This window comes from Pseudoalteromonas aliena, from assembly GCF_038155085.1.
In the GTDB taxonomy this organism is placed as follows: Bacteria; Pseudomonadota; Gammaproteobacteria; order Enterobacterales; family Alteromonadaceae; genus Pseudoalteromonas; species Pseudoalteromonas aliena_A.
On sequence record NZ_JBAKAU010000005.1, the window covers coordinates 185517 to 206559 of the forward strand.

Consider the following 21043-nt stretch of genomic DNA (forward strand, 5'->3'; position numbering starts at 1 on the left):
TATATGGCAACTATAAGCATTACTGATTACAAGTTTAAGATTGAATAATAAGCACAAATGCTGGATACTGTTTTTATATACAGTTGTGGCGATGTTATGAAAAAAGAATTACCAGCAAAATACTATTTAGCGCATTTTAAAGAGCTTATTGAGTTTGTAACAAGTAAATGTATGCATTTACTTGAGCCCAAGCATAGTGAATTTATTAGTAAAATTAACCAGCTAGATGAGCAAAGCCAGTGCATGTTGGCGCGTGTGTACTCGCGCAAGCCTTATTTGGTGCAGGCGCAATCGCTTAATTATGAAGAAATAACCTCGCCGCATCAGGCTATTTATACGCTAAAAAAAGCCGGCATTTTATTTGAGCCAAATGAGCAGCATTACCAGCAGCTTTTGGCTCACTTAACCAAACCTGCTTTGCTGGAGTTGCTAAGTAATTACCCTGAGCAAATAAGCTTTAAAAAGAGCGCCGCTAAAGGTGTGCTGGTGGATATTGCGCGTGAGTTTTTTAAAGCATGCCCACAAGAGCTTGCGCCACTTTATAGCCAGTATGTAATTAATAACCGCAGTGATTACTACGAGTATTTTGAGTTTTTATTTGCAGGCAAACTAAGCAGTGGCGATGTGAATCATCAAAACCGTTTTGTAATGCGTGACTTAGGCTTAACCGCTACGCGCGAAGGACACAGCGAGAGTTTGTCGCGCTTTGAAACACTTGACGAAGCGCAATCAAACTATTTATTAAACCGTTACCGGTTAGCATTTAAAAATATTACAGATGAGAGCGATTACGTTGCTTTAGCGTCGCAGGTTTTAGTGCAAGCTGCACATGGTGCAATAGCCGTTGCATTAAAAAATAGATTATTAGTTAGGCTTTATAGGCAGCTAAAAACAGTTGATAGCGAACTTGCTTTTAGTTTACTTGAAGTGTGTGTGGATGATAGCGAAGCACAAGAAATTCAAATAAGAGAGCAATACAGGCTTGGCAATAAAGAGTGGGTAAAAGCACGGTTAGAAGCCATTATCGAAAATCCCCTTACGGATGATTTACTTTATTTTGCTGACGATTTTTTAATGCGTAAGTTTAATAAAAAAACACGTTCGCGTTTAAGTGCCATGCTTGCCGACACTCAGTGCGTGCTAGAAATAGATGAACTGTACCGAGGTGAAGTAGAGCAGGGCGTAAACGATTATTATACTCGCCAAGGTATGCAGGTATTTAATACCGAAAACACGCTTTGGCAAAGTTTGTTTGGTTTAGTATTTTGGCATGAGTTATTTGTGGAGTCGCCTTACCCGCCATGCAATGAGTTTGATATTTATCCGCAGGTGTTAAGGCTTGGTAATTTTTATGAAGCGCAGCAAACACAAATAAATGAGCGCTTAGCACAGTGCCAAACGACGCAAGCATTACTTAATTTGGTATGCAAAAATGCAGCGCAATACTTTGATCAGCCCAATGGCTTATTTAGATGGCGCAGCGATTTATTAGAGCCACTAGAAGCGCTTATTTTAAACAGCCCATTTGATGCATTAATTAATCATTTAACAAATATGAGTAAACATTATTTACAACTAAAAGACGGCTACCCCGACTTAATGGTTATCAATAATGGCAAAGTACATTTTGAAGAAGTAAAAGCACCGGGCGACAAACTTAGGCGCAACCAACTTACCACCATAGATAATTTAAAAAATGTGGGCTTTACAGTACATATTGCTGCAGTTAAGTGGTTTGTAGACCCAAACCGTGTTTACAGCGTAGTTGATATAGAAACCACGGGCGGCTTAAAAGGCGGCAACCGAATTACCGAAATTGGCATTGTTAAAGTGCAGCACGGTAAAGTAATTGATACTTGGACAAGCTTAGTAAACCCCGAACGCCATATACCTGGCTTTATTACGTCATTAACCGGTATTAGCGACAGTATGGTTTATAACGCGCCTGTATTTGCCGATATAGCCAAGCCGCTATTAGATAAACTCGCAGGCAGTATTTTTGTAGCCCATAACGTGAACTTTGACTACGGCTTTATTAAAAAAGAGTGTGAGGTTGCAGGGCACTTTTTTAAAATGCCAAAAATGTGCACCGTGGTTGAATCGCGCAAAGCGTTTAAAGGCTTAAAGTCGTATTCACTTGGTAACCTTAGTGCGCATTTTAATTTAAATTTAACCAGCCATCACCGCGCATTGGCCGATGCAACGGCTACTGCTGAGTTATTATTACTTATTCAGCAATCCCAAATTAGTGAATAAACAGTAAATCTTAACTTAAGAAGTAGTATAAATTAAAAGCATTTAGCTTGTTTTAGCTAAGTGCCTTTTCCGTGGTAAAAAACCAGTAACCAGCATAGTGCCTATAATTACAAATAGTGCGCCTAGTAATGTATTTGGCCCTATTTGTTCATCTAAAAATAAATGCCCCCAAAAGATGCCAAATAATGGAATTAAAAAGGTGACAGTGAGTGCTGAAGTTGGGCCTATATCGTCAATAAGTTTAAAAAATAATATATACGCAAGCGCAGTACATACTACGCCCAGTACTAATACACCTAGCATAACGTTGGTGGTTGGAATTTCACGTATTGGCATAAATAAAATAAGTGGCAATACTATAAAACTCGACGCCCACATTGAGCCATGAGCGTTATCGAATGGAGCCAATTTAGGCGCATTTTTAGTGTAATGCGATGCAATGGCATAGCAAAGTGAAGCGCTTAATGCCGCTACTACGGCTATGATTGATTGGCTATTTAGTACAAAGTGATTTTGTCCAACAAGTATTGCAACACCTATCAAGCCAAGCAATAAACCAAGCACCATACTTTTGGTTGGCTTTGTTTTTGTCCATAAAATACCAACTACTGCCCCCCAAATAGGGGTTGTTGAATTTAAAATTGATAAAGTAGAAGCGCTTATAGTTTGTGCTGCATAGGCAAAAAATAAAAACGGCAGAGCTGAGTTAAACACGGCTATAATAAAAAAGTGTTTTTTGTGTTCAGTAAATGCTAAACGGCGCTTTAAGTATAAGGCAACAATAAATAAAGTAACTGCGGCAAAGCCAACTCTAAACTCAATTAATACTGCAGGCCCCAAGCTATTAGCTGCCATTCGCATAAATAAAAATGATGCGCCCCAAATTGCGGCCAGAAAAAATAATCGCAGTAAGCTTGCTAAGGTCATGATAGTATTTTAATTATGTTGATTGGCTTTTAGAATAGCAGGGTTTATAAACACTGTAAGCCATATTCGGAACCGGCACATAAAAATAATAAATTAAGGATAAGAATGAAAAAGTTCTCAGTAGTTGCAGCTTCTATGGTATTTATCACTTTGTTGGGTGGATGTAATTCTAGCCCAATCAACCTTTATAGTGATACCACTATGAAAAAGAATGAATACAATGGTATTAAAGCGTATCGAAAAGAGCAGTTCGAGGCCGCTTTCAATTATTTAAAAAAGCCTGCTGGGCTAGGCTATAAAAGCGCACAGTACACATTGGCATTTATGTTTTTGAAAGGCCAATACTTGGAGCAATCTACTAAACTAGGGATGGGGTGGCTAGGTGTTGCAAAGGAAGCGGGGGTCGAAAATTGGTCTGCGCAATACGATGCATTTTACAGTGCAGCGACTACGCAGCAAAAACGACAAATAGACGAAACAGTAGCATTGTACATAACGCAATTTGGCGTTAAGGCACAAAATATGACCTGTCGTCGTTCAACTTCGCCTAGGCGTACATTTGGTGAAGTTAAAATTGATTGCACTAAGTACGAAGGTATCGTTACCGAGCACGAAATACAAATAATAGAATAGGGTTATAGCTTTTCTAGCTTCTTTTCAAAGTCGCTTTTAACTATTTCAAGTGCTTTTAGTACTTCTTCTGGAGCAACATTGTGTTGCTCTAGTATCATAATTAAATCTACTGCAAGTTTAATATGTGTAGGGGCTTGATCAAGTGGGCTTGTCATTTAACTCTTTCTTTTTTGATATTTGGCTAATGGCAACATTTATTGCTGTTTGTACACGTTGTTCCATATGTATGCGTTCTGATTGCGGTAAATAAAACGCCATATCTACATCGTAGCGAATATATCGTGGCGGGAGCTGATTTAGTACTGTACAACAAAAGTCAGCCATTACATCTTCATCGTATTTTTTATCAAGTTTAAGTTTGATAACTTCCTCGATCACAATTTTTTCGTAAAAATTGTGTATATCTTCGTGTAATCGCATATTCGCACCGCTTTAAAATAATCCGTTTAACTGAGTCTATACTATGGTTTGTTATAAATCGATAGCGGCTTTAAATAGTTGTTTATGGACATTAATTAGTGAACTCAAATTACGCTGATAACCGCCACCTAAAGCGCACATTAGTGGGATTTGGCGTTGCTTACAAAAGTTGAGAGTAAAAAAGTCGCGTTTATATACGCCATTGAGCGATACATCAAACAAGCCTAACTCGTCTTTTGTGTAAATATCAGCACCTGCATTATACAAAATAATATCGGGATTATGAATGCGTACGCAAAAATCGAGTGCTTGCTCTAATGTAGCAAGGTACTCAGCGTCTATTGTTTTAGCGGGCAATGAAAAATCGTAGGTAGACTCCTGCTTATTACGAGGGAAATTTTGTTCACAATGAATTGAGCAGGTAATAATTTGGTCATGATTTTGAGTGATTTGTGCTGTGCCATCGCCTTGGTGTACATCGCAATCAAAAATTAAAACAGTGTCGGCTTGCTCTGTATTTATTAAATGTGCTGCTGCAATAGTTAAATCATTAAAAATACAAAAGCCACTACCAAAATCGCTATGAGAATGATGATAACCACCGCTTAAATTAAAAGTTAGATCGTGACTAAAAGCCGCTTCAGCAGCTTGAATACTCCCGCCAATTGATAAAAGAGTACGCTCTACAAGTTGTTGCGAATAGGGAAATCCCATCTTTTTAATTGCTTTATCGCTTAACCCGCCAGCTAAAAAGTCATCTATATAACGTTGGTTATGACATAGCGAAAGTTGAGATTTGGTTGCTTTTATAGGCTCTTGAAAGTGAATAGCCGAAACACCTAGATTTTCTATTTCGGTTTTAAGTAATTTATACTTTTGAATAGGGAATCGATGACGTTCTGGGAGTATAAGGTCTGAATACAATGGGTGATAATAAAGCTGCATAGTAAAGTGCGCCTTAACGCAGCTGCTGTTTTTCTACTTGTTGAATTTTATCTTCGGTGGCAGAAATTGCTTTTCTGCAGCGCCCTAACCTGGCATGTGTGCTTAATATTTCAAGGTTAAGCTTTTGTGCTTTAGCAGGCGAGGCTTTATCCATTTGCATTTTACGTTCTTCAATCATGAGCACTAAACGGCGTTCAAACTCATGGTTTTGTTTTAATTCGTCGTAAAGCTCATGGGATGATTGCATTACTTTTTGCACAGCTTGCTTATATACTGTTTGCTTAGGGCGTGGTTTATAATGGCTTTTGTTTTCTTTAACCCAAATAGGCGTTGATTTAATGACGTTAAAAACTGCTTGCACTTGTGCGCCTATGCGTTCAAGTGCGTAAGTATAAGCATGACGACGCTCGCTTGGCGGTAATCGCGATATTTCGTCTTCTATTTCAATTACGTAATCGGCTAGGTTCATGCTTTTTGTACTAAAAACTGCGCGGTCAAACAAGCTCGGTTGCGCTTGCATGTAACGATTTTTAGAAAACAGTTTAGCTTTATCAAATTGCTCAGCTTGTTGTTTTAGCGTTGCAACTTGTTGACGTAGTTTATCTAAAGCCACTGAATGCATATTAAAAGTAAGCCTCGTAAATTAGTTTTAATGCTAAAAGTATAACCATAGTATTAAATACAGGGCGAATAAATTTGCTACCAAAACGTATTGCAGAATGTGCCCCAAGCCATGCGCCTAGCATAATAAAAAAGCCCATTGTTATGCCAAGTAAAAAGTTTACATGGCCGAGTGCTACAAAGGTGATGAGGGATATAAAATTAGACACAAAGTTCATTGAACGCGCTAAGCCACAATTGAGTAGCAAGTTCATTTTATAAAGCATGCCATTAGAAGCAGTCCAAAATGTTCCCGTACCTGGGCCTGCTAAACCGTCAAAAAAGCCTAATGCTAACCCCTGTAGCCATTGTTTTATTTTCATCGCTTTGTTTAGTTTAGGGAGCGCATCGCCTTCTGTGGTGCTTAAATTACCAAATAAGCTATAAGCTGCCACTAAAATAATAATAATAGGCAGTAGCTTGTTTAAAAAATCGATGCTTAAATGATCAACAATAACAGTGCCTATTAATGCACCTATTGCAGTAGCAATAATAGAGGCTGCCCAAAACTTTGGACTAAATAAGTTCTTTTTATAATAGGTATAGCTTGCCGTTAACGAGCCAAAACTTGCCGCTAATTTATTGGTGCCTAATGTTAAATGAGGAGGTAAGCCTGCAGTTAGCAAAGCGGGCACAGTTAGCATACCACCGCCACCGGCGATAGCGTCTATAAAACCTGCGGCAAGTGCAACAGCACATAAAACAGCCCAGGTTGTTGGATCGAGTGCGAGTTCAAACATTAATAATCTATTTGTCTTTTAAAAGGTGGTAGGGTGTCGAGCATGGCTTTACCGTATCGCTTAGTAACTAAGCGTCTATCGAGGATAGTAATACAGCCTTCATCACTCTCTTTTCGCAGCAGTCTACCACAGCTTTGCACCAATTTCTTTGCGGCGTCTGGCACGGTAATCGTTAAAAACGGGTTACCGCCTTTGCTTTGCACAAACTCTGCTTGCGCTTCTTCTATTGGTGACGTAGGTACAGCAAACGGAATTTTAGTAATTATTAAGTTCTCTAAATATTTACCAGGTAAATCAAGACCTTCCGAAAGGCTTTGTGTTCCAAATAAAATGCTGCCTTTGCCTTGGTCTACATTTTTAGTGTGTAATTTAAGCAACGCTTCTCGCGACATCTCACCTTGTACTAATAAGTTAAAACCTTTTGTTCTAAGAAGTTTTGTTACGTGGTCCATTTGCCAGTAAGAAGCGAATAGTACAAGGTTCGCTTTTTTATCATTTAGGTACTCTGGTAAAGTTTTCGCTAGGTGATCACTAAAGTCTTTATCGGTAGGTTCTACTTTAGATACCGGAATACGTAAAGAGGCTTGTTTTGGGTAATCAAAAGGAGAAGGTACTTTAATAAATTTAACGCCTTCTTCTTTGGCAAGTCCTGTTTCGTAAGCAAAGTGATCGAACGAGCCGAGTGCACTTAATGTGGCAGAGCACAAAACAGCGCCCGCGCATTCTCGCCACAATTTATCTTTTAAGTAATAACCGACCTCAATAGGGCAGTCGCTTAATAAGTGATCGTGATGGCTTTTGTATTCAAGGCGTTTTATCCACCGTGCATGCGGAGCACCTTCGCCTTTTTTTGCGTAACTAAACCATAGTTTGTTTAGTTGCTCTAACCGGTTTATGTATTGTCCGCTTTCCCCTAGTATTGGGTCGGCAATGTAAGGTTTTATGTCGCCATCGCTTACATCTTGAGTAAGGGTGTCGTGCATTTTGTTTAAACAGCGCAGCGCATCTTGCGTGGCTTCGCTTATGTCTTTAGCTTTACTGTGCAGTGATTCTGGAATTTCACCGTGCTCAAAGCGATAAGTATCGTCTTTTGAGTATTCAAAATCGGCATTATCAAGAATATCGCGAACTACTTTTAAATCTTTGTTTGCGTCGTTAATACTGTCGCAAAGTTTAAAGTTTTGCCCTATTGCTTTTTGCCCCACTAAAACTTTAGCCATTTTCCCGCTAAACTTGGTGAGCTTATCAAGCCATTCTATGGTGCCTTTAATTGTGGCAGCAGCAGATGAAAAGTCGCGTGTGATGTGCGCTAAATGATGCGCTTCATCAATTACATAAATGGTGTTGTCGGGCTCGGGCAAAATTTTACCGCCACCTAAATCTAAATCAGCAAGTAATAAAGAGTGATTAATTACCAGTACATCCATTTGCATAAGCTGGTTACGAGCAAGCTGAAATGGACACGTTTGGTGTGCTTTCATTTGGCGCTGGCATGAATGTTTGTCACAGGCTATTAAATTCCATACTCTGTCGGGGATTGTATCAGCCCAGCTGTCTCTATCGCCTTGCCATTTTTTATTTACATAAGCGTTATATAACTCATTCAAACACTTGGTTTCCATTGCACTTAGTGGTGAGGTAAGCGTTGGCATAAAATCCATTTGTGTTTGGCTATCGCTATTAACAGCATTGTGTAGTTTATGAGCGCAAATATAACGATGGCGACCTTTTACCAAGTCAAATTTAAAGTCGAGGCCTGAATGCTTTTTAAAAAATGGCAGTTCTTTTGCTATTAATTGCTCTTGCAGTGCAACCGTTGCGGTAGAAATAACGAGCTTCTTTTTTTGCGCTAAGGCAAGCGGTAATGCGCCTAAACAATAGGCAAGAGATTTACCTGTGCCTGTGCCAGCTTCAATTACGCAAATGCGCTGCTTTTTATGGTATTCGCCAGCAAGTGTTTTTGCTATTTCGGCTACAAGGTAGTTTTGACTGCTACGAGGGCGATAATCGTTTAGGTTACTAGCCACATGCTGGTGTACTTGCCTAATTGTTTTTTTTAGTGAGTCAGAAAGCATGGGATGATTTACCTAAAGTATGTATATAATTACAGTGCTATGGATTTTAGAGTTATAAGAGTGTAACTACAAGAAGTGATGAAATTAATTTAGCAAAATAAAGTCTCTGAGTGTTTATTTAGGTTTAGTTTATGGCTTTAAAGCATTTTGAATTAAGTGAAAAGTTACATATATATGTATAAGGTTTAGTAATAGTGTACTTAACAGCCGGTTTTATTGTTTCCTCTCATGCGTACGATACTGCTAAAGGCATATGCTACGAAGCGTGGTTTTGTAGTGATAAAGGGCCTATAAAAACAGTATCGGCTAACGAAAGTGCACTGTTTTTCATTAAAAGCAAAGATGCTGAAATAGCGAATGAAATATTAGTAGCTGAATCACTTAGTTTTAATATTAAAAGCCTTGAGTTAAAAAACTTTCAGCAAGAAGATATGTCTGCCTGTTACTTCAAATCACTTAAACATTTTTATTCTGCTGCTAAAGCTTTAAAGCAACGTGGCGTTGTATTATTTGAAGAAGATATTCGACCAATAGAGCGTTACTTAATGGAGCGCTTTATAAAAGGTGGAGCGTGGATAACGGGTAATGTTTTTTATCAAAAAGGTTATACATTAGTAACAGAGGCAAAATTAAAAGCAAATGATGAGTATTCCCCAGCTCTTAATAAGCTCTCGTTAGACATTGAATGTAACGAAAGTGGCGTTTTGTTTTCTGTTGGACTTGTGGGCTGCAATTTAGACTGTGTTTTAATGATTGGCGAGCCAGATAGAGAAGCTGAAAACCTAGAGTTTGATATTATTTGGTGTGTAGATGAGGCTGAGCTGCTAAGGAAGGTAGAGTATTTTATTAAGCTTAGCAATCCTGATGTCATAATTGGCTGGAATGTAATTGAGTTCGATTTTTCGGTTATTCATGAAAGAGCTGAAGCCCTAGGCATTAAGTTATTACTGGGTAGGGGAGATCAACCTTTATATGTTCGCAAAGGACACTTTACTCGTGTATCGATCCCTGGGCGATGTGTGGTTGATGGAATAGACACTTTAAAAAATGGTACATACAGCTTTGAGAGTTTTTCTTTAGCTAATGTTTCAAATCAAGTGTTGGGTGAGTCTAAATTAATCGACACGGCTAATAGTCTGCAGGAAATTATTAGGCAATTTAATGAAGATAAGCTTTCTTTAGCAAAATATAATCGACAAGATTGTATTTTGGTAAATAAAATTTTTGATAAATTAAAGCTACTCGATTTTTCTATTATAAGAACAAAGCTCACAGGATTAGAGCTTGAAAAAAAGGGCGGCTCTGTCGCTGCTTTTATTAATATGTATTTACCATTGCTGCATCGCAGCGGTTATGTTGCCCCTAATATGGGCGATCATGGACTTACATTTGAAAGCCCTGGCGGTTATGTAATGGAGTCTATTCCTGGGCTTTATAAAAATGTCATTGTTTTAGATTTTAAAAGCTTGTACCCAAGTATTATGCAAACTTTCTATATTGATCCACTCGGACTGATAGAAGGTTTAAAAAACCCTAACCAAAGTGTGCAGGGTTTTAATGAAGCCGTATTCTCGCGCGATAAACATCATTTACCTTTATTAATTAAAAGCTTAGCATCGCAAAGGCAACTCGCCAAAGACAATCAAGATCAAATGCTTTCTCAAGCAATTAAGATAATAATGAATAGCTTATATGGTGTTTTAGGCTCTAAAGGATGCAGGTTTTACGATCCCAGGTTATCAAGCTCTATTACTCTGCGTGGGCACGAAATAATGCTACAAACTAAAAAATGGATAGAAGAGCTTGGTTATAGCGTTATTTATGGCGATACCGATTCGACATTTATTAAGTTAGATGATGATTTAACCCGCGACGAATGTAATGAAATTGGCGTGTTTTTAGCTAAAAAGATAACTACAGATTGGGTTAACGAGATTAAACAAACGCACAACTTAGCAAGTCATTTAGAAATAGAATTTGAATCTCTTTATAGCCCTTTCTTTTTGCCAACCATAAGAGGAAAGCTAGTTGGTTCTAAAAAGCGCTATGTCGGTAAGTTAATTAAATCAAACGAATCAAAATTAGTATTTAAAGGGCTAGAAACAGTAAGAAGTGATTGGACTAAACTTGCTCAGCGGTTCCAATTAGACCTATTTACTAGTCTTTTTGATGGAAAACTGAGTATAGATGAACTTTTAAAAGACTATACAACAAAGCTATACCAAGGTGATTTTGATCATTTACTCATTTTCAAAAAGAGATTAGGTCAAAACTTAATCGATTATAGGAAAAATATCCCCCCTCATGTTCAAGCAGTTAGAAAACACCAGAAAAAAAATAGCGAATTTACGGTCAATAGAGGTGAATTTGTTACATTCGTTTACACAACTGCTGGAGTTGAGCTGTATCAAGGCATACACCGCTATGACTATGCAGTTTATCTAGAAAAACAGATTGTACCATTAATTGAAATGGTAGGTGTTATTTTGCACTGTGATGTTTTATTAGGGTTAAATGTTCAAGGTGACCTTTTTTAATAATACCTAAAATGGCAACTCTTTTGCTTTCCATTCTTATAAATCTCTTTTTTGTTCCTATTTATTGTATTGTTTGCACTTTTTTTTAAAATCCCATTAACTTCTATTGGCTTTTTAATGTTTTTTGTTTATTATTTGTTTCAGTTACTGTTAATTAGCTGTAACCATAAAAATAAATAAATAATGATTGCTACTAAAAGTAGTGACACCAGGGAGAATCAAATGTTAAACAATCAAGTAGCTAAAGCGGTGCGTATCGCACTTGCTTTTGGCGCAGCATCAACAGCTGCATTTTCGGCGAGCTCTTTTGCGGCTGAAGAAGGTATAGAAAAAGTAGAGCGTATTCAAGTTACTGGTTCTAGAATTAAAAGAACAGACTTGGAAACATCTAGCCCGGTAACAGTTATGACTGCTGAAGAAATTAAGCTTAGTGGTTTTACTCGTGTTGAAGATGTTCTTAATCAGTTACCACAAATTGAAGCTGCGGAGAGTTCTTTCTTAGCAAATGGCGCAACGGGTACTGCAACGGTTGATTTACGTGGTTTAGGTTCAAACAGAACGCTTGTATTAATTAATGGCCGCAGAATGCAGGCTGGTAGTATTACCTCACAAGTTGCAGATATTAACCAAATTCCAGCGTCGTTAATCAAACGTGTTGATGTGCTAACTGGTGGTGCTGCTGCAGTATACGGTGCAGATGCTGTTGCCGGTGTTGTAAACTTTGTAATGAATGATGAGTTTGATGGTGTTTCATTGAATGTCGGAACATCTGGTTACCAACATAATAATGACAACAAATATATCCAAGGCTTAATGGATGATAAAGGTTTCGATTACGAAACTGGTAACACGGGCATTGACGCTAAGTCTTACAGCATTGACTTTACAGTAGGTAGCTCATTCGATGGCAGTAAAGGTCATGCAGTTGGTTATGTAACATATAACCGTCAAACAGAGTTATTGCAGGGTACACGTGATTACTCTTCATGTGCACTGGATGGTGCTGGCCAAGTATGTGGTGGCTCAGGTACTACCCCAAACCCTTTCTTTGACATATACCCTGTTGTAGATGGTGAAGTTGATTACAAACAAAATCTATATGGCTACCTTAACCCTAATGGTGAAGATTTTATTCCAGATGATGGGTACCGTTATAACTACGCACCAGTAAATCACTTTTTAAGACCAAATGAGCGTTTTACGTTTGGTACATTTATTGATTATGAAATTAATGAACATTTTAGACCGTACTTAGAGTTCTCATTTATGCATAATAGAACGGCTGGCCAAATTGCTGAGTCTGGTACGTTTTATAACGAAGAAATCTTATTTGACTATGATAACCCTTTAATTTCTGATTCGCAAAAACAACAGCTGCAAGAGTTATTCGGTCAATCTGCGGGTGATCAATTTGTTGCTTATATTGGTAAGCGTAACGTCGAAGGTGGGCCTCGTGAGGATAACCTAGAGCACACTTCATACCGCATTTTAACAGGTATGGAAGGTGAAATTAACGATAGTTGGTCGTATGATATTAGTTATAACTATTCATCAACTTCTTCAAGTTCAGTTTACAAAAATGACTTACTAGCACCTAAAATAGCTCCTCGTGTTGGTGCTGTTGGAACTGAGTGTGATGCTGAAGCTGGATGTTTACTGTATAACGTATTTGAATATGGCGGTGTAACTGCTGAGCAAGCAGCTCAATTAGCTGGTGTTGGTACTCAAACGGGTCTAGTAACGCAAATAATCTATAGTGGTTACGTGAGTGGTGAATTTGATTGGACTTTACCAACTGCATCGTTGCCTGTTGCAGCTGTATTTGGTTTTGAACGCCGTGAACAAGATTACGAGCGTATTTCTGATACTGTATATGAAGAAGGTCAGTTACTAGGTCAAGGTGGTCCTTCGCCAAGTCTTTACGGTGCTATAGACGTAAATGAAGTTTATGGTGAGCTACAGTTACCAGTATTAGACGAACTAAATGTTTCTCTAGCTGCGCGTTGGTCAGATTATTCAACTACGGGTTCAGATACAACATACTCAGTTGGTGCTGATTATACTCTTGCTGATGCTTATAAATTTAGAGCAAGTTATGCAAAAGTAGTTCGAGCTCCTAATATCGGTGAGTTGTTCTCAGCTCAAAGTATTAGCTTATGGAGTGGTGCGGATTCTTGTTCTGGAGACTCTCCTACTTTCAACGCTAGTCAGTGTGCTAATACTGGTGTAAGTGCTGACCAGTATGGATTTATTGGTGAATCTCCTGCTGGTCAATATAATCAGTTTGCTGGTGGTAACCCAGATCTTTCACCTGAGGAAGGGGATACTTTCACAGTAGGTTTAGTTGCTAATCCATTCGATAACTTTAACTTTTCAATAGATTACTTCAAAATTGAAATAGAAAAAGTAATTGGGGTAGTTGGTGCAGAGCGAATTATTAATAACTGTGCTGAAACTGGCGATGCATTCTTTTGTGATAACGTAAATCGTAGCCCTTCAGGTAGCTTATGGTTAGGTCAAGCAGGCTTTGTAACTAACTTGAGTGATAATATCGGTGGTCGTACATGGGAAGGTGTTGACTTTACAGCTGCTTATAAAATAGATCTAGAAGAGGGTGCCTTAAACTTCGACATTAATGGTTACTACAGCATGCAGAAAGAAGTTGAACCAATATTAGGTGATTCAACTTTAGCTTATGATTGTTCAGGTAATATTAGCACAGACTGTTTTGCGTCACCTGAATGGCGTCATACTGCAAACATGAACTATATTCGTGATGATTGGAGAGTTGGTGTTAAATGGCGCTATTATGGTGAAGTTGAATATGATGGCACTGCTGATACTTCATTAATTGAAAACGGTGGTATTGACGCATATAACTTCATTGACCTTTCTGGTAGTTACTCATACAACGAGCATTTAACCTTCACTGGTGGTATGAATAATATATTTGATAAAGAGCCTCCAATGGTTGGTAATACAGTATCTTCTAATGCAAATACTGTTGCTGGCTTTTATGATACGTTAGGTCGTTTCGTACACGTGAGCTTTAATTTGAAATTCTAAAGTTTAGAATATTCAATTAAGGAGGCCCATAGTCAATGACTATGGGCCTTTTTTATGTGTATAACTATTTTATTATCTAAAAGCAGGTCGCTCAATTAAGTGAGTAGGTGCAAGTTTTGCCTTGGTATCGCGTTATTTTTACATGTAGATAACTTCATCCATTCAAGCATGTTAGATAGTCAACCAACATAATGACTAGCTTTATTGCGATTAATATTTCCTCCCTGATCTATCAATTTTTATGTCGAATTACCCAGCAGTTATAATACTTAATCAATTTAAAGGATTAAACTTGGCAATACCATGTTGAAAAATTCTTGTATAGAACAATTAAATAACGAGTTTTTTGTTATTGATGCTATTTCCTTTCCTCAAAATAGATAGCTTACTAAAGCTAAGTAGTTCTGCAAAAATCACTTGTTGAAACTTTTTTAGTTTCGTTTTGATCAAAAAAACAATAATCCTCAATTATGCAATAATGATAAAATTGCAACGTGTTTTATTTTTGTTGATTTAAAGTATTGTAAATAAAGAAGTTTATTTGGTTAGCTAAGTGTTGACCTTTTGCTTTGGTTGGGACTACTATTCAAACCAAAATATGTTCTGTGTTAATCGCAGACTATTTTTAAAATAATTAAAAAGTATTCTAGGGAGAATCTAATGTTAAACAATCAAGTTTCAAAAGCAGTGCGCTTAGCGATTGCTTTTGGTGCAGCATCTACAGCTGTTTTTTCTGCAAGTACAATAGCTGCTGATGAAGGTGTGGAAAAAGTAGAGCGTATTCAAGTTACTGGTTCACGTATAAAACGAACTGATATTGAAACAACTGTACCAATTACATCAATCGGGCGAAGCGATATTGTTCAAATGGGCGCATTGAATGTAGCCGACGTATTGAATCAGTCACCAGTTACTATTGCTGGTTCAAACCAATCAAATAGTGCATTTGGTACTACGGGTGTGGGCTTAAATACAACATCGCTACGTAATTTAGGTTCTTCAAGAACATTAGTATTAGTGAATGGTCGTCGCTTTGTATCAGGTGTCTCTCCTTCAAGCGGTTATGCGGTTGACTTAAATGCAATACCAGCATCAATGATTGAGCGAATTGATATTCTTAAAAGCGCTTCATCTGCAGTTTATGGTTCAGACGCTGTTGCAGGTGTTGTGAACATTATAACACGTAGCGATTTTGAAGGCGTTGAGGTTAATGCTCAAACAGGTATTTCAGATGAATCTGATCGTGAAAAATACTCTTTAAACCTTACGGCTGGTAATACATGGGATACAGGTAGTGTTACAATTGCTGCTGGATATGATGACGATAAAGGTCTTAAATCATCTGACCGTGATTTCTCTAAATATGACCAAGCTATATTTTTGAATGATGAAGGTGGTGAATATGTTGGTATTCAAAACTCTTCATACCCACCTCAAGGCCGTGTTGGCGTATATAATGCAGATGGTACGCCATATGTAGGTGATGAGAATTCATTCAATCGTGCTTCTTACAGACAGCTAGTGACTCCGCTTGAGCGTAAATACGCAGCAGTTAACTTTAAACAAGATATTTCAGATAGTGTTCACTCTTTCACGGAAGTAAACTGGAATTCATCTAAAACATACAACTCGACTATTGAACCTACTCCTTTTACTACAGATGATGTATATCTACCTTCACGTGGTGGCGTTGGTGGTATTAAGTTGGGAAGCCCTTTAGTTCCAGAACTTTTGCGCCAAAATTTAATGTCTGATAATCCTGATTTGACAATGGATGATAATATTCCAACGTTAGTTCGCCGTATGGTTGAGTTTGGTGCTCGCTCAACAGATTTAGAGCGTGATACTATTCGTATTGCGACAGGTATAGATTGGGAAATTAATGACAACTGGCTTTTAAACTCTTATATTTCATGGGGTAAAACTGACCAGCGCCAAGAAAATGGTGGTCAAATAAATGTTGAACGTGCTGCAAATGCATTAGATGTATTTACTAATGCAGAAGGTAACATTCAATGTTCTAATGATTTAGCAGTACTTCAAGGATGTGTGCCTTTAGATTTGTTCGGTGCAGGAACTTTGTCTGATGAAGCAGTTGCATATGTAAGGTCACCTGCAAAATCTCAAGGTCAAGTTGAGCAATTTATATTTTCAACAACCCTTTCTGGTGAATTACCTATTGAGTTAGAAGGTGGTATGGTTGGGCTAGCTGTTGGTGCAGAACATCGTCTTGAAAAAGGTTCATTCTCTCCAGGTGATTTAGCGCAAACTGGTGCTTCAAGTACAAATAAATCTGAGCCTACAAACGGTAGCTTTTATACTAACGATGTTTTTGTAGAAACTGTTTTACCAGTTCTAGAAAATGTTGAACTAGATTTAGCCGCTCGTTATTCAGACCATGAAATTGTTGGTGGACAAACAACATGGAATGCAGGTGTACAGTACTCTCCTACAGATACAGTAAAATTAAGAGCATCAGCAGCTCGAGCAATTAGAACTCCAAATATTGCTGATTTATTCGGTGGCAAAGGTGAAACATTTGCAGGTGTTGCAGATCCTTGTGATGCAATTACTGCATCATCTACAGGAAATGTAGCTGCTAATTGTCTTTCTATCGCTGAAGTGGCTAATAGAGTTGCTACTGAAGGCTCGTTCAATTTGACAACTATTGAACGTCAGAGCACAGGTGGTTATATTGGTGGTAACGAAGATGTAAAAGAAGAAACATCTGATTCATTTAGTGTTGGCGCTATTTGGCAAGTAACGGATGAGTTCTCATTAACTCTAGATTACTACGATATTGCTGTAGATAATGCAATTGCGACTACAGGTAGAACAACTGTATTGAACCGATGCTACAGTGTTGATCCATCTGATTTTGATGCAACATGTGGTGGAGCAATACGTGATACTAGAGGTGCTTTGACAGAAGTTAGCTCTGGTACAAGTAATGAAAATGATTTAAGCACAAAAGGCTTAGATATAGAGTTGAGTTATAAGCAAGAATTTGCTTACGGTCAATTATCAGCAGACTTGATATGGAATCATTTGTATGAGTATGTTGAGACATCAATTGAATCTGGTGAAGAGATTGATTACAGAGGTGAAGTATTAACTCCTACTAATCGTGCAAACTTAAATTTAGGTTATGCTGTTGATGACCTAGCTCTATCATGGCGCATGAAGTATTGGGCAAGCTCAAACGATAGTAATATCGAAGGTAACCAAAACTTTACAAATGGTGCTCCTTTAGACAAGTTTAATCGTTTCCCGACTGTTATTTATCATGATCTATCAGGTACTTATAACATCACAGATGGAACAGATGTTACTTTATCAGTTAGAAATATTTTTGATAAGCAACCTCCTGTAGCAAACCAAAGTTCAGTAAGTGGAGCATCAGGTATAAACACTGTTGGTGAAGCTTATGACGTAACTGGTCGTTATTTCCAGTTAAGCTTTACTACTAAGTTTTAATTAGCTCTAAGTCTAAAAGCCGTGATTATTATCACGGCTTTTTTATTTCAAATACTGTCTCGTCCTGAAATGTGTTTACACATTTAGGATTTATTATGATCAAGTAAAATAATACACCGATCAAACGAGCATAACGAGATTATTCATTAGGCTTTAAATTGCACGTTGTCGATGCTGTAGAAAAGGGCGATATGATTTATAAACAAGCCCAAAAATTTATGGCATACAAGGTCGTTCAATCGTGCTTACTTGGTTAATTAATTACTAAGATGATGTCCCTTGCTGATGTGTATATATACATTTAGGGCTTGCAAGTAAGTGTTTTACGCCAAACTTAGTATAAAGGTTAAGCCAATTTGATTACTCGCAATGGTATCTTTTCTTTATTTTGGTTGGGATCTGAATAATACCTATCCGCAATAATGCTTAATCAATTTTAGGGATTAGATCTGATACTAACTGTGTTAAAAATTTCTGATGTACTACTGCATGGTTCCTAGAGGAAGAGCAATGCAGAAGCAATTTCTGAGAACAGCTAAACAACTAAATTTTTGCTTTGCTATTGACATGATTTCCTTACCTTAAAATAAATCACTTCACTAAGCGAATTGGTACAAATAGGGTTCCACTATTTAGATACCTTTTCGTTGGTGTGTTAAATTGTATTTAATCATGAAATTATATATTGATTCGATCTAGTGGTAGGCGACTCCGGTGAAAGAGTGTTTCTAACAGAAACCATTTTAAAACTTCTAGATTTTTGCTTTATGTTAGGTATTTAGCATTATCGCTTCAGTTATTTCGTTGTGGAGTACAGGTACTGAGAGTAATCATACCCTTTGACGTAATATGGGGATTATTCGTCAGCAGGTAAGTTTTTTTTTCTAAGTCTCACTGTAACCCCACTAGCAGCTAGCAATAAAATAATCCCCCAAATAAACGTGTTGCCATATTGACTATATACGCTATCGCCTTTTATAAGCTTTATATCGGCTTTCATGGTCGCAGCTTTAAACTGTGGCATGGTTTGTTGTGTGTGACTTATTGGGTCGTATACGGCGCTTACTCCGTTGTTGGTAACACGTACCAGCGGGCGTTGTAGCTCTAATGCGCGCATGCGGGCTATTTGCATGTGTTGTAATGGCCCAATAGAGTCGCCGAACCATGCGTCGTTACTTACGGTAAAAAGTAGATCTGAGTCGCTTTTGTAGTTACCACGTACTAAATCGGCAAATACTATTTCATAGCAAATGGCAGGCAGCAAGTTAAACCCATTGGCACGCAAGTTATTTTGTACTTTATCACCACGGGTAAACGATGACATAGGTAAGTCAAATAGTGGTGCTATTGGGCGCAGAAAATCTTGAAATGGTACAAATTCGCCTATAGGGAGTAGCTGATGTTTGCGATAGCGGTTTTTGCCTAAGTAGCTATAGTGGCCGAGCTCGTCGTCGCGTTCTTTATTACCGACTACAATAAGAGTGTTAAATATATTTTTGGTGTCTCGTTGGTAGTCAACAATACCGGTGACAAGGGCGGTTTTATTAAACGAAGCAGCACTGTCTAAATTGCCTAGGTAGGAATCAGCAAGCGCTTCTATTTCAGGTACTGCGGCTTCAGGCCATACAATTAAATCAGCATCCCAATGTGGGCGGGTTAAGTCTTGGTACTTGCTCATGGTGGTCCAAAATTCACTTGGCTCAAAGCGCAGGTGTTGCTGAATATTTCCTTGTACGAGCAATACTGACATGTTTTTATTTGTGTAATGAATACTGCCAGTGGTGTTTGCACCTGTAAAAATTAGTGCAACAGTTGTAGTAGTAACCGCCGGGATTTTAAAATCCTTTTGGGTAAGTCTATATAGTGCAAAGCCAATAGCGACACAGCAAAGCGTTAAGCCAAACTCACCAATATAAGGGGCAAGCAGCCTTAAAGGTCCGTCAGTTTGTGTGTAACCAAAACTCAACCACGGGAAACCAGTAAGTACAGTGCCGCGTAAATATTCACTAATTGCAACGCTTACTATTAGTAATGCACCAAAGCTCTTAGGGCCACTTGCAAAGCGTGTTGCAGCCCAAAACGCAAGCGCAGGGAATAATGCTAAGTACGCGCATAAAAATGCCATTAAGGAGAGTGAGGCAATAAGTGGCATACCACCAAAGGTAGCAATGGATACATGTACCCAGCTTATACCAGCACCAAACCAGCCAAAACCAAATATAAAACCATATTTTGCGGCCTTTTTGGCGTGAGTTTTACCTGTGTTGTTTGGGTTTATGCAAAAAATAATAGCGGCAAGGCTAAAAAATACAATGGGCCAAATTTGAAAAGGGGCGTAGCCAAAAGTTAAAAGAAGGCCCGCAATAAGTGCGAGCCATGCTTTTTTATCTTTTGCTAACAGGGTGAGTTTAGTTAGCAGAGTCTTCACTGTCGTTTTCATCCACCTTAGGTACGGTGACTTGCAGTTGTAAGATACGACGATTGTCAGAGTTGGTTACTTTAAACTGGTAACCTTCAATGTCTATTGTTTCACCGCGACTTGGCATATGACCAAATGCGTGTAATACAGTGCCACCAATAGTGTCGGCTTCGTCGGTGCTGTAACCTGTTTTAAAGTACTCGTTAAAGTCATCTACAGGGGTAAGCGCTTGTACTGCGAATGCATGCTTAGCTAACTGGCGAATATCTTGTTGATCTTCTTCTTCGTCATGCTCATCTTCGATTTCGCCAACGATTATTTCAAGAATGTCTTCAATTGTTACTAAGCCCGATACACCGCCATATTCGTCAATAACAATAGCCATATGGTAGCGCTGCTGACGAAATTCGTTTAGTAGGGTATCTACGCGTTTACTCTCAGGTACTACCATAGCTGGGCGTAAATAATCACGCAGTGATGGTAGGTGCTCATCTTTATTTAAGATAAGCGGTAGCAAATCTTTAGCGAGCAATATCCCCTCTACGTGGTCTTTGTCTTCACATACTACCGGAAAGCGTGAGTGAGTTGAGTCGACCATCATAGGGATGAGTTCTTCTAGTGGGCTATCTACCTCAAGAGTGATCATTTGTGAGCGCGGGATCATTATGTCACGCACTTTAAGCTTAGATACGCCAAGCACACCTTCAATCATCTCTTTGGTTTCTGGATCTATTACGTCACGCTCTTGCGCATCGGCTATTACTTCAACCAGCTCTTCTCTATTCTGGGGTTCCCCTTGCAACATTTGGGCTATGCGGCCCATCCACGTTTTGCCAGAAGAACCCTGGCTAGATTGCGAGTTATCGTCGCTCATTGCGTCTAATTGCT

14 protein-coding genes and 1 pseudogene are annotated in these 21043 nt (G+C 38.4%); 6 read left to right on the forward strand and 9 right to left on the reverse strand.

Features of this window, described 5'->3' with window-relative positions; all coding sequences use genetic code 11:
• Positions 1-57 precede the first annotated feature (57 nt).
• A complete protein-coding gene (locus tag V6260_RS07515; protein ID WP_341593483.1) occupies positions 58-2256 on the forward strand; it encodes an exonuclease domain-containing protein in 2199 nt (732 codons plus the stop codon).
• Positions 2257-2298: 42 nt separating this feature from the next.
• Here the strand turns inward: V6260_RS07515 and V6260_RS07520 are convergent, their stop codons facing one another.
• Positions 2299-3183 carry a DMT family transporter gene (locus V6260_RS07520; RefSeq protein ID WP_341593485.1) on the reverse strand — a complete coding sequence of 295 codons (885 nt, stop codon included), beginning with the start codon at positions 3181-3183 and terminating at the stop codon, positions 2299-2301.
• Between the two features lie 105 nt (positions 3184-3288).
• Between V6260_RS07520 and V6260_RS07525 the strand changes: the two genes are divergently transcribed.
• Complete coding sequence (locus V6260_RS07525; RefSeq protein WP_341593486.1) at positions 3289-3816, forward strand: sel1 repeat family protein; 528 nt, start codon at positions 3289-3291, stop codon at positions 3814-3816.
• 2 nt (positions 3817-3818) lie between these two features.
• On the opposite strand, the gene V6260_RS07530 is transcribed toward V6260_RS07525, so the two are convergent.
• Genes V6260_RS07530 through dinG form a run of 6 tightly spaced genes read right to left on the reverse strand, consistent with a single transcriptional unit; the run spans position 3819 to position 8656 of the window.
• Positions 3819-3971, reverse strand: a complete 153-nt coding sequence (locus V6260_RS07530) for a DUF2496 domain-containing protein (RefSeq protein WP_341593487.1) — start codon at positions 3969-3971, stop codon at positions 3819-3821.
• Positions 3955-4236 carry a late competence development ComFB family protein gene (locus V6260_RS07535; RefSeq protein ID WP_341593489.1) on the reverse strand — a complete coding sequence of 94 codons (282 nt, stop codon included), beginning with the start codon at positions 4234-4236 and terminating at the stop codon, positions 3955-3957. The genes V6260_RS07530 and V6260_RS07535 overlap by 17 nt, the downstream gene beginning before the upstream one ends.
• A 51-nt stretch (positions 4237-4287) precedes the next feature.
• The gene (locus V6260_RS07540) at positions 4288-5181 is read right to left on the reverse strand and encodes a histone deacetylase (protein WP_341593490.1); all 894 of its coding nucleotides are present in this window, start codon (positions 5179-5181) and stop codon (positions 4288-4290) included.
• A 13-nt stretch (positions 5182-5194) separates the two neighbouring features.
• Complete coding sequence (locus V6260_RS07545; protein WP_341593491.1) at positions 5195-5803, reverse strand: primosomal replication protein; 609 nt, start codon at positions 5801-5803, stop codon at positions 5195-5197.
• 1 nt (position 5804) lies between these two features.
• On the reverse strand, positions 5805-6581 hold the full coding sequence (locus V6260_RS07550; RefSeq protein WP_341593492.1) for a TSUP family transporter: 777 nt from the start codon (positions 6579-6581) through the stop codon (positions 5805-5807).
• Positions 6581-8656, reverse strand: a complete 2076-nt coding sequence (gene dinG / locus V6260_RS07555; protein WP_341593493.1) for an ATP-dependent DNA helicase DinG — start codon at positions 8654-8656, stop codon at positions 6581-6583. The genes V6260_RS07550 and dinG overlap by 1 nt, the downstream gene beginning before the upstream one ends.
• Before the next feature lie 194 nt (positions 8657-8850).
• Here dinG and V6260_RS07560 point away from each other — a divergent pair, with 194 nt between their 5' ends.
• From V6260_RS07560 to V6260_RS19655, 4 genes and pseudogenes are all read left to right on the forward strand, one after another.
• Positions 8851-11193: a DNA polymerase II gene (locus V6260_RS07560; RefSeq protein WP_341593494.1), complete on the forward strand. Its 2343-nt coding sequence runs from the start codon at positions 8851-8853 to the stop codon at positions 11191-11193.
• A gap of 222 nt (positions 11194-11415) precedes the next feature.
• The gene (locus V6260_RS07565; RefSeq protein WP_341593495.1) at positions 11416-14259 is read left to right on the forward strand and encodes a TonB-dependent receptor domain-containing protein; all 2844 of its coding nucleotides are present in this window, start codon (positions 11416-11418) and stop codon (positions 14257-14259) included.
• A 660-nt stretch (positions 14260-14919) separates the two neighbouring features.
• Entirely contained in the window at positions 14920-17736 is a 2817-nt protein-coding gene (locus V6260_RS07570; protein WP_341593497.1) for a TonB-dependent receptor plug domain-containing protein, read from the forward strand.
• Between the two features lie 134 nt (positions 17737-17870).
• Positions 17871-17992: pseudogene (locus V6260_RS19655) on the forward strand (IS3 family transposase); the annotation flags it as partial.
• A 600-nt stretch (positions 17993-18592) separates the two neighbouring features.
• Here the strand turns inward: V6260_RS19655 and lnt are convergent.
• Together lnt and corC are read right to left on the reverse strand one after the other, a co-directional pair.
• The gene (gene lnt, locus V6260_RS07575) at positions 18593-20164 is read right to left on the reverse strand and encodes an apolipoprotein N-acyltransferase (protein ID WP_341593498.1); all 1572 of its coding nucleotides are present in this window, start codon (positions 20162-20164) and stop codon (positions 18593-18595) included.
• Complete coding sequence (gene corC / locus V6260_RS07580; protein ID WP_341593499.1) at positions 20145-21029, reverse strand: CNNM family magnesium/cobalt transport protein CorC; 885 nt, start codon at positions 21027-21029, stop codon at positions 20145-20147. Before corC ends, lnt begins: the two co-directional genes overlap by 20 nt.
• Between the last annotated feature and the right edge of the window lie 14 nt (positions 21030-21043).

Coding starts and splice junctions, on each gene's coding strand:
- V6260_RS07570 (WP_341593497.1), top strand. CDS start 14,920: ATGTTAAACAATCAAGTTTCAAAAGCAGTGCGCTTAGCGATTGCTTTT.
- V6260_RS07515 (WP_341593483.1), top strand. CDS start 58: ATGCTGGATACTGTTTTTATATACAGTTGTGGCGATGTTATGAAAAAA.
- V6260_RS07550 (WP_341593492.1), bottom strand. CDS start 6,581: ATGTTTGAACTCGCACTCGATCCAACAACCTGGGCTGTTTTATGTGCT.
- V6260_RS07545 (WP_341593491.1), bottom strand. CDS start 5,803: ATGCATTCAGTGGCTTTAGATAAACTACGTCAACAAGTTGCAACGCTA.
- corC (WP_341593499.1), bottom strand. CDS start 21,029: ATGAGCGACGATAACTCGCAATCTAGCCAGGGTTCTTCTGGCAAAACG.
- V6260_RS07540 (WP_341593490.1), bottom strand. CDS start 5,181: ATGCAGCTTTATTATCACCCATTGTATTCAGACCTTATACTCCCAGAA.
- V6260_RS07530 (WP_341593487.1), bottom strand. CDS start 3,971: ATGACAAGCCCACTTGATCAAGCCCCTACACATATTAAACTTGCAGTA.
- V6260_RS07535 (WP_341593489.1), bottom strand. CDS start 4,236: ATGCGATTACACGAAGATATACACAATTTTTACGAAAAAATTGTGATC.
- V6260_RS07525 (WP_341593486.1), top strand. CDS start 3,289: ATGAAAAAGTTCTCAGTAGTTGCAGCTTCTATGGTATTTATCACTTTG.
- V6260_RS07520 (WP_341593485.1), bottom strand. CDS start 3,183: ATGACCTTAGCAAGCTTACTGCGATTATTTTTTCTGGCCGCAATTTGG.
- dinG (WP_341593493.1), bottom strand. CDS start 8,656: ATGCTTTCTGACTCACTAAAAAAAACAATTAGGCAAGTACACCAGCAT.
- V6260_RS07565 (WP_341593495.1), top strand. CDS start 11,416: ATGTTAAACAATCAAGTAGCTAAAGCGGTGCGTATCGCACTTGCTTTT.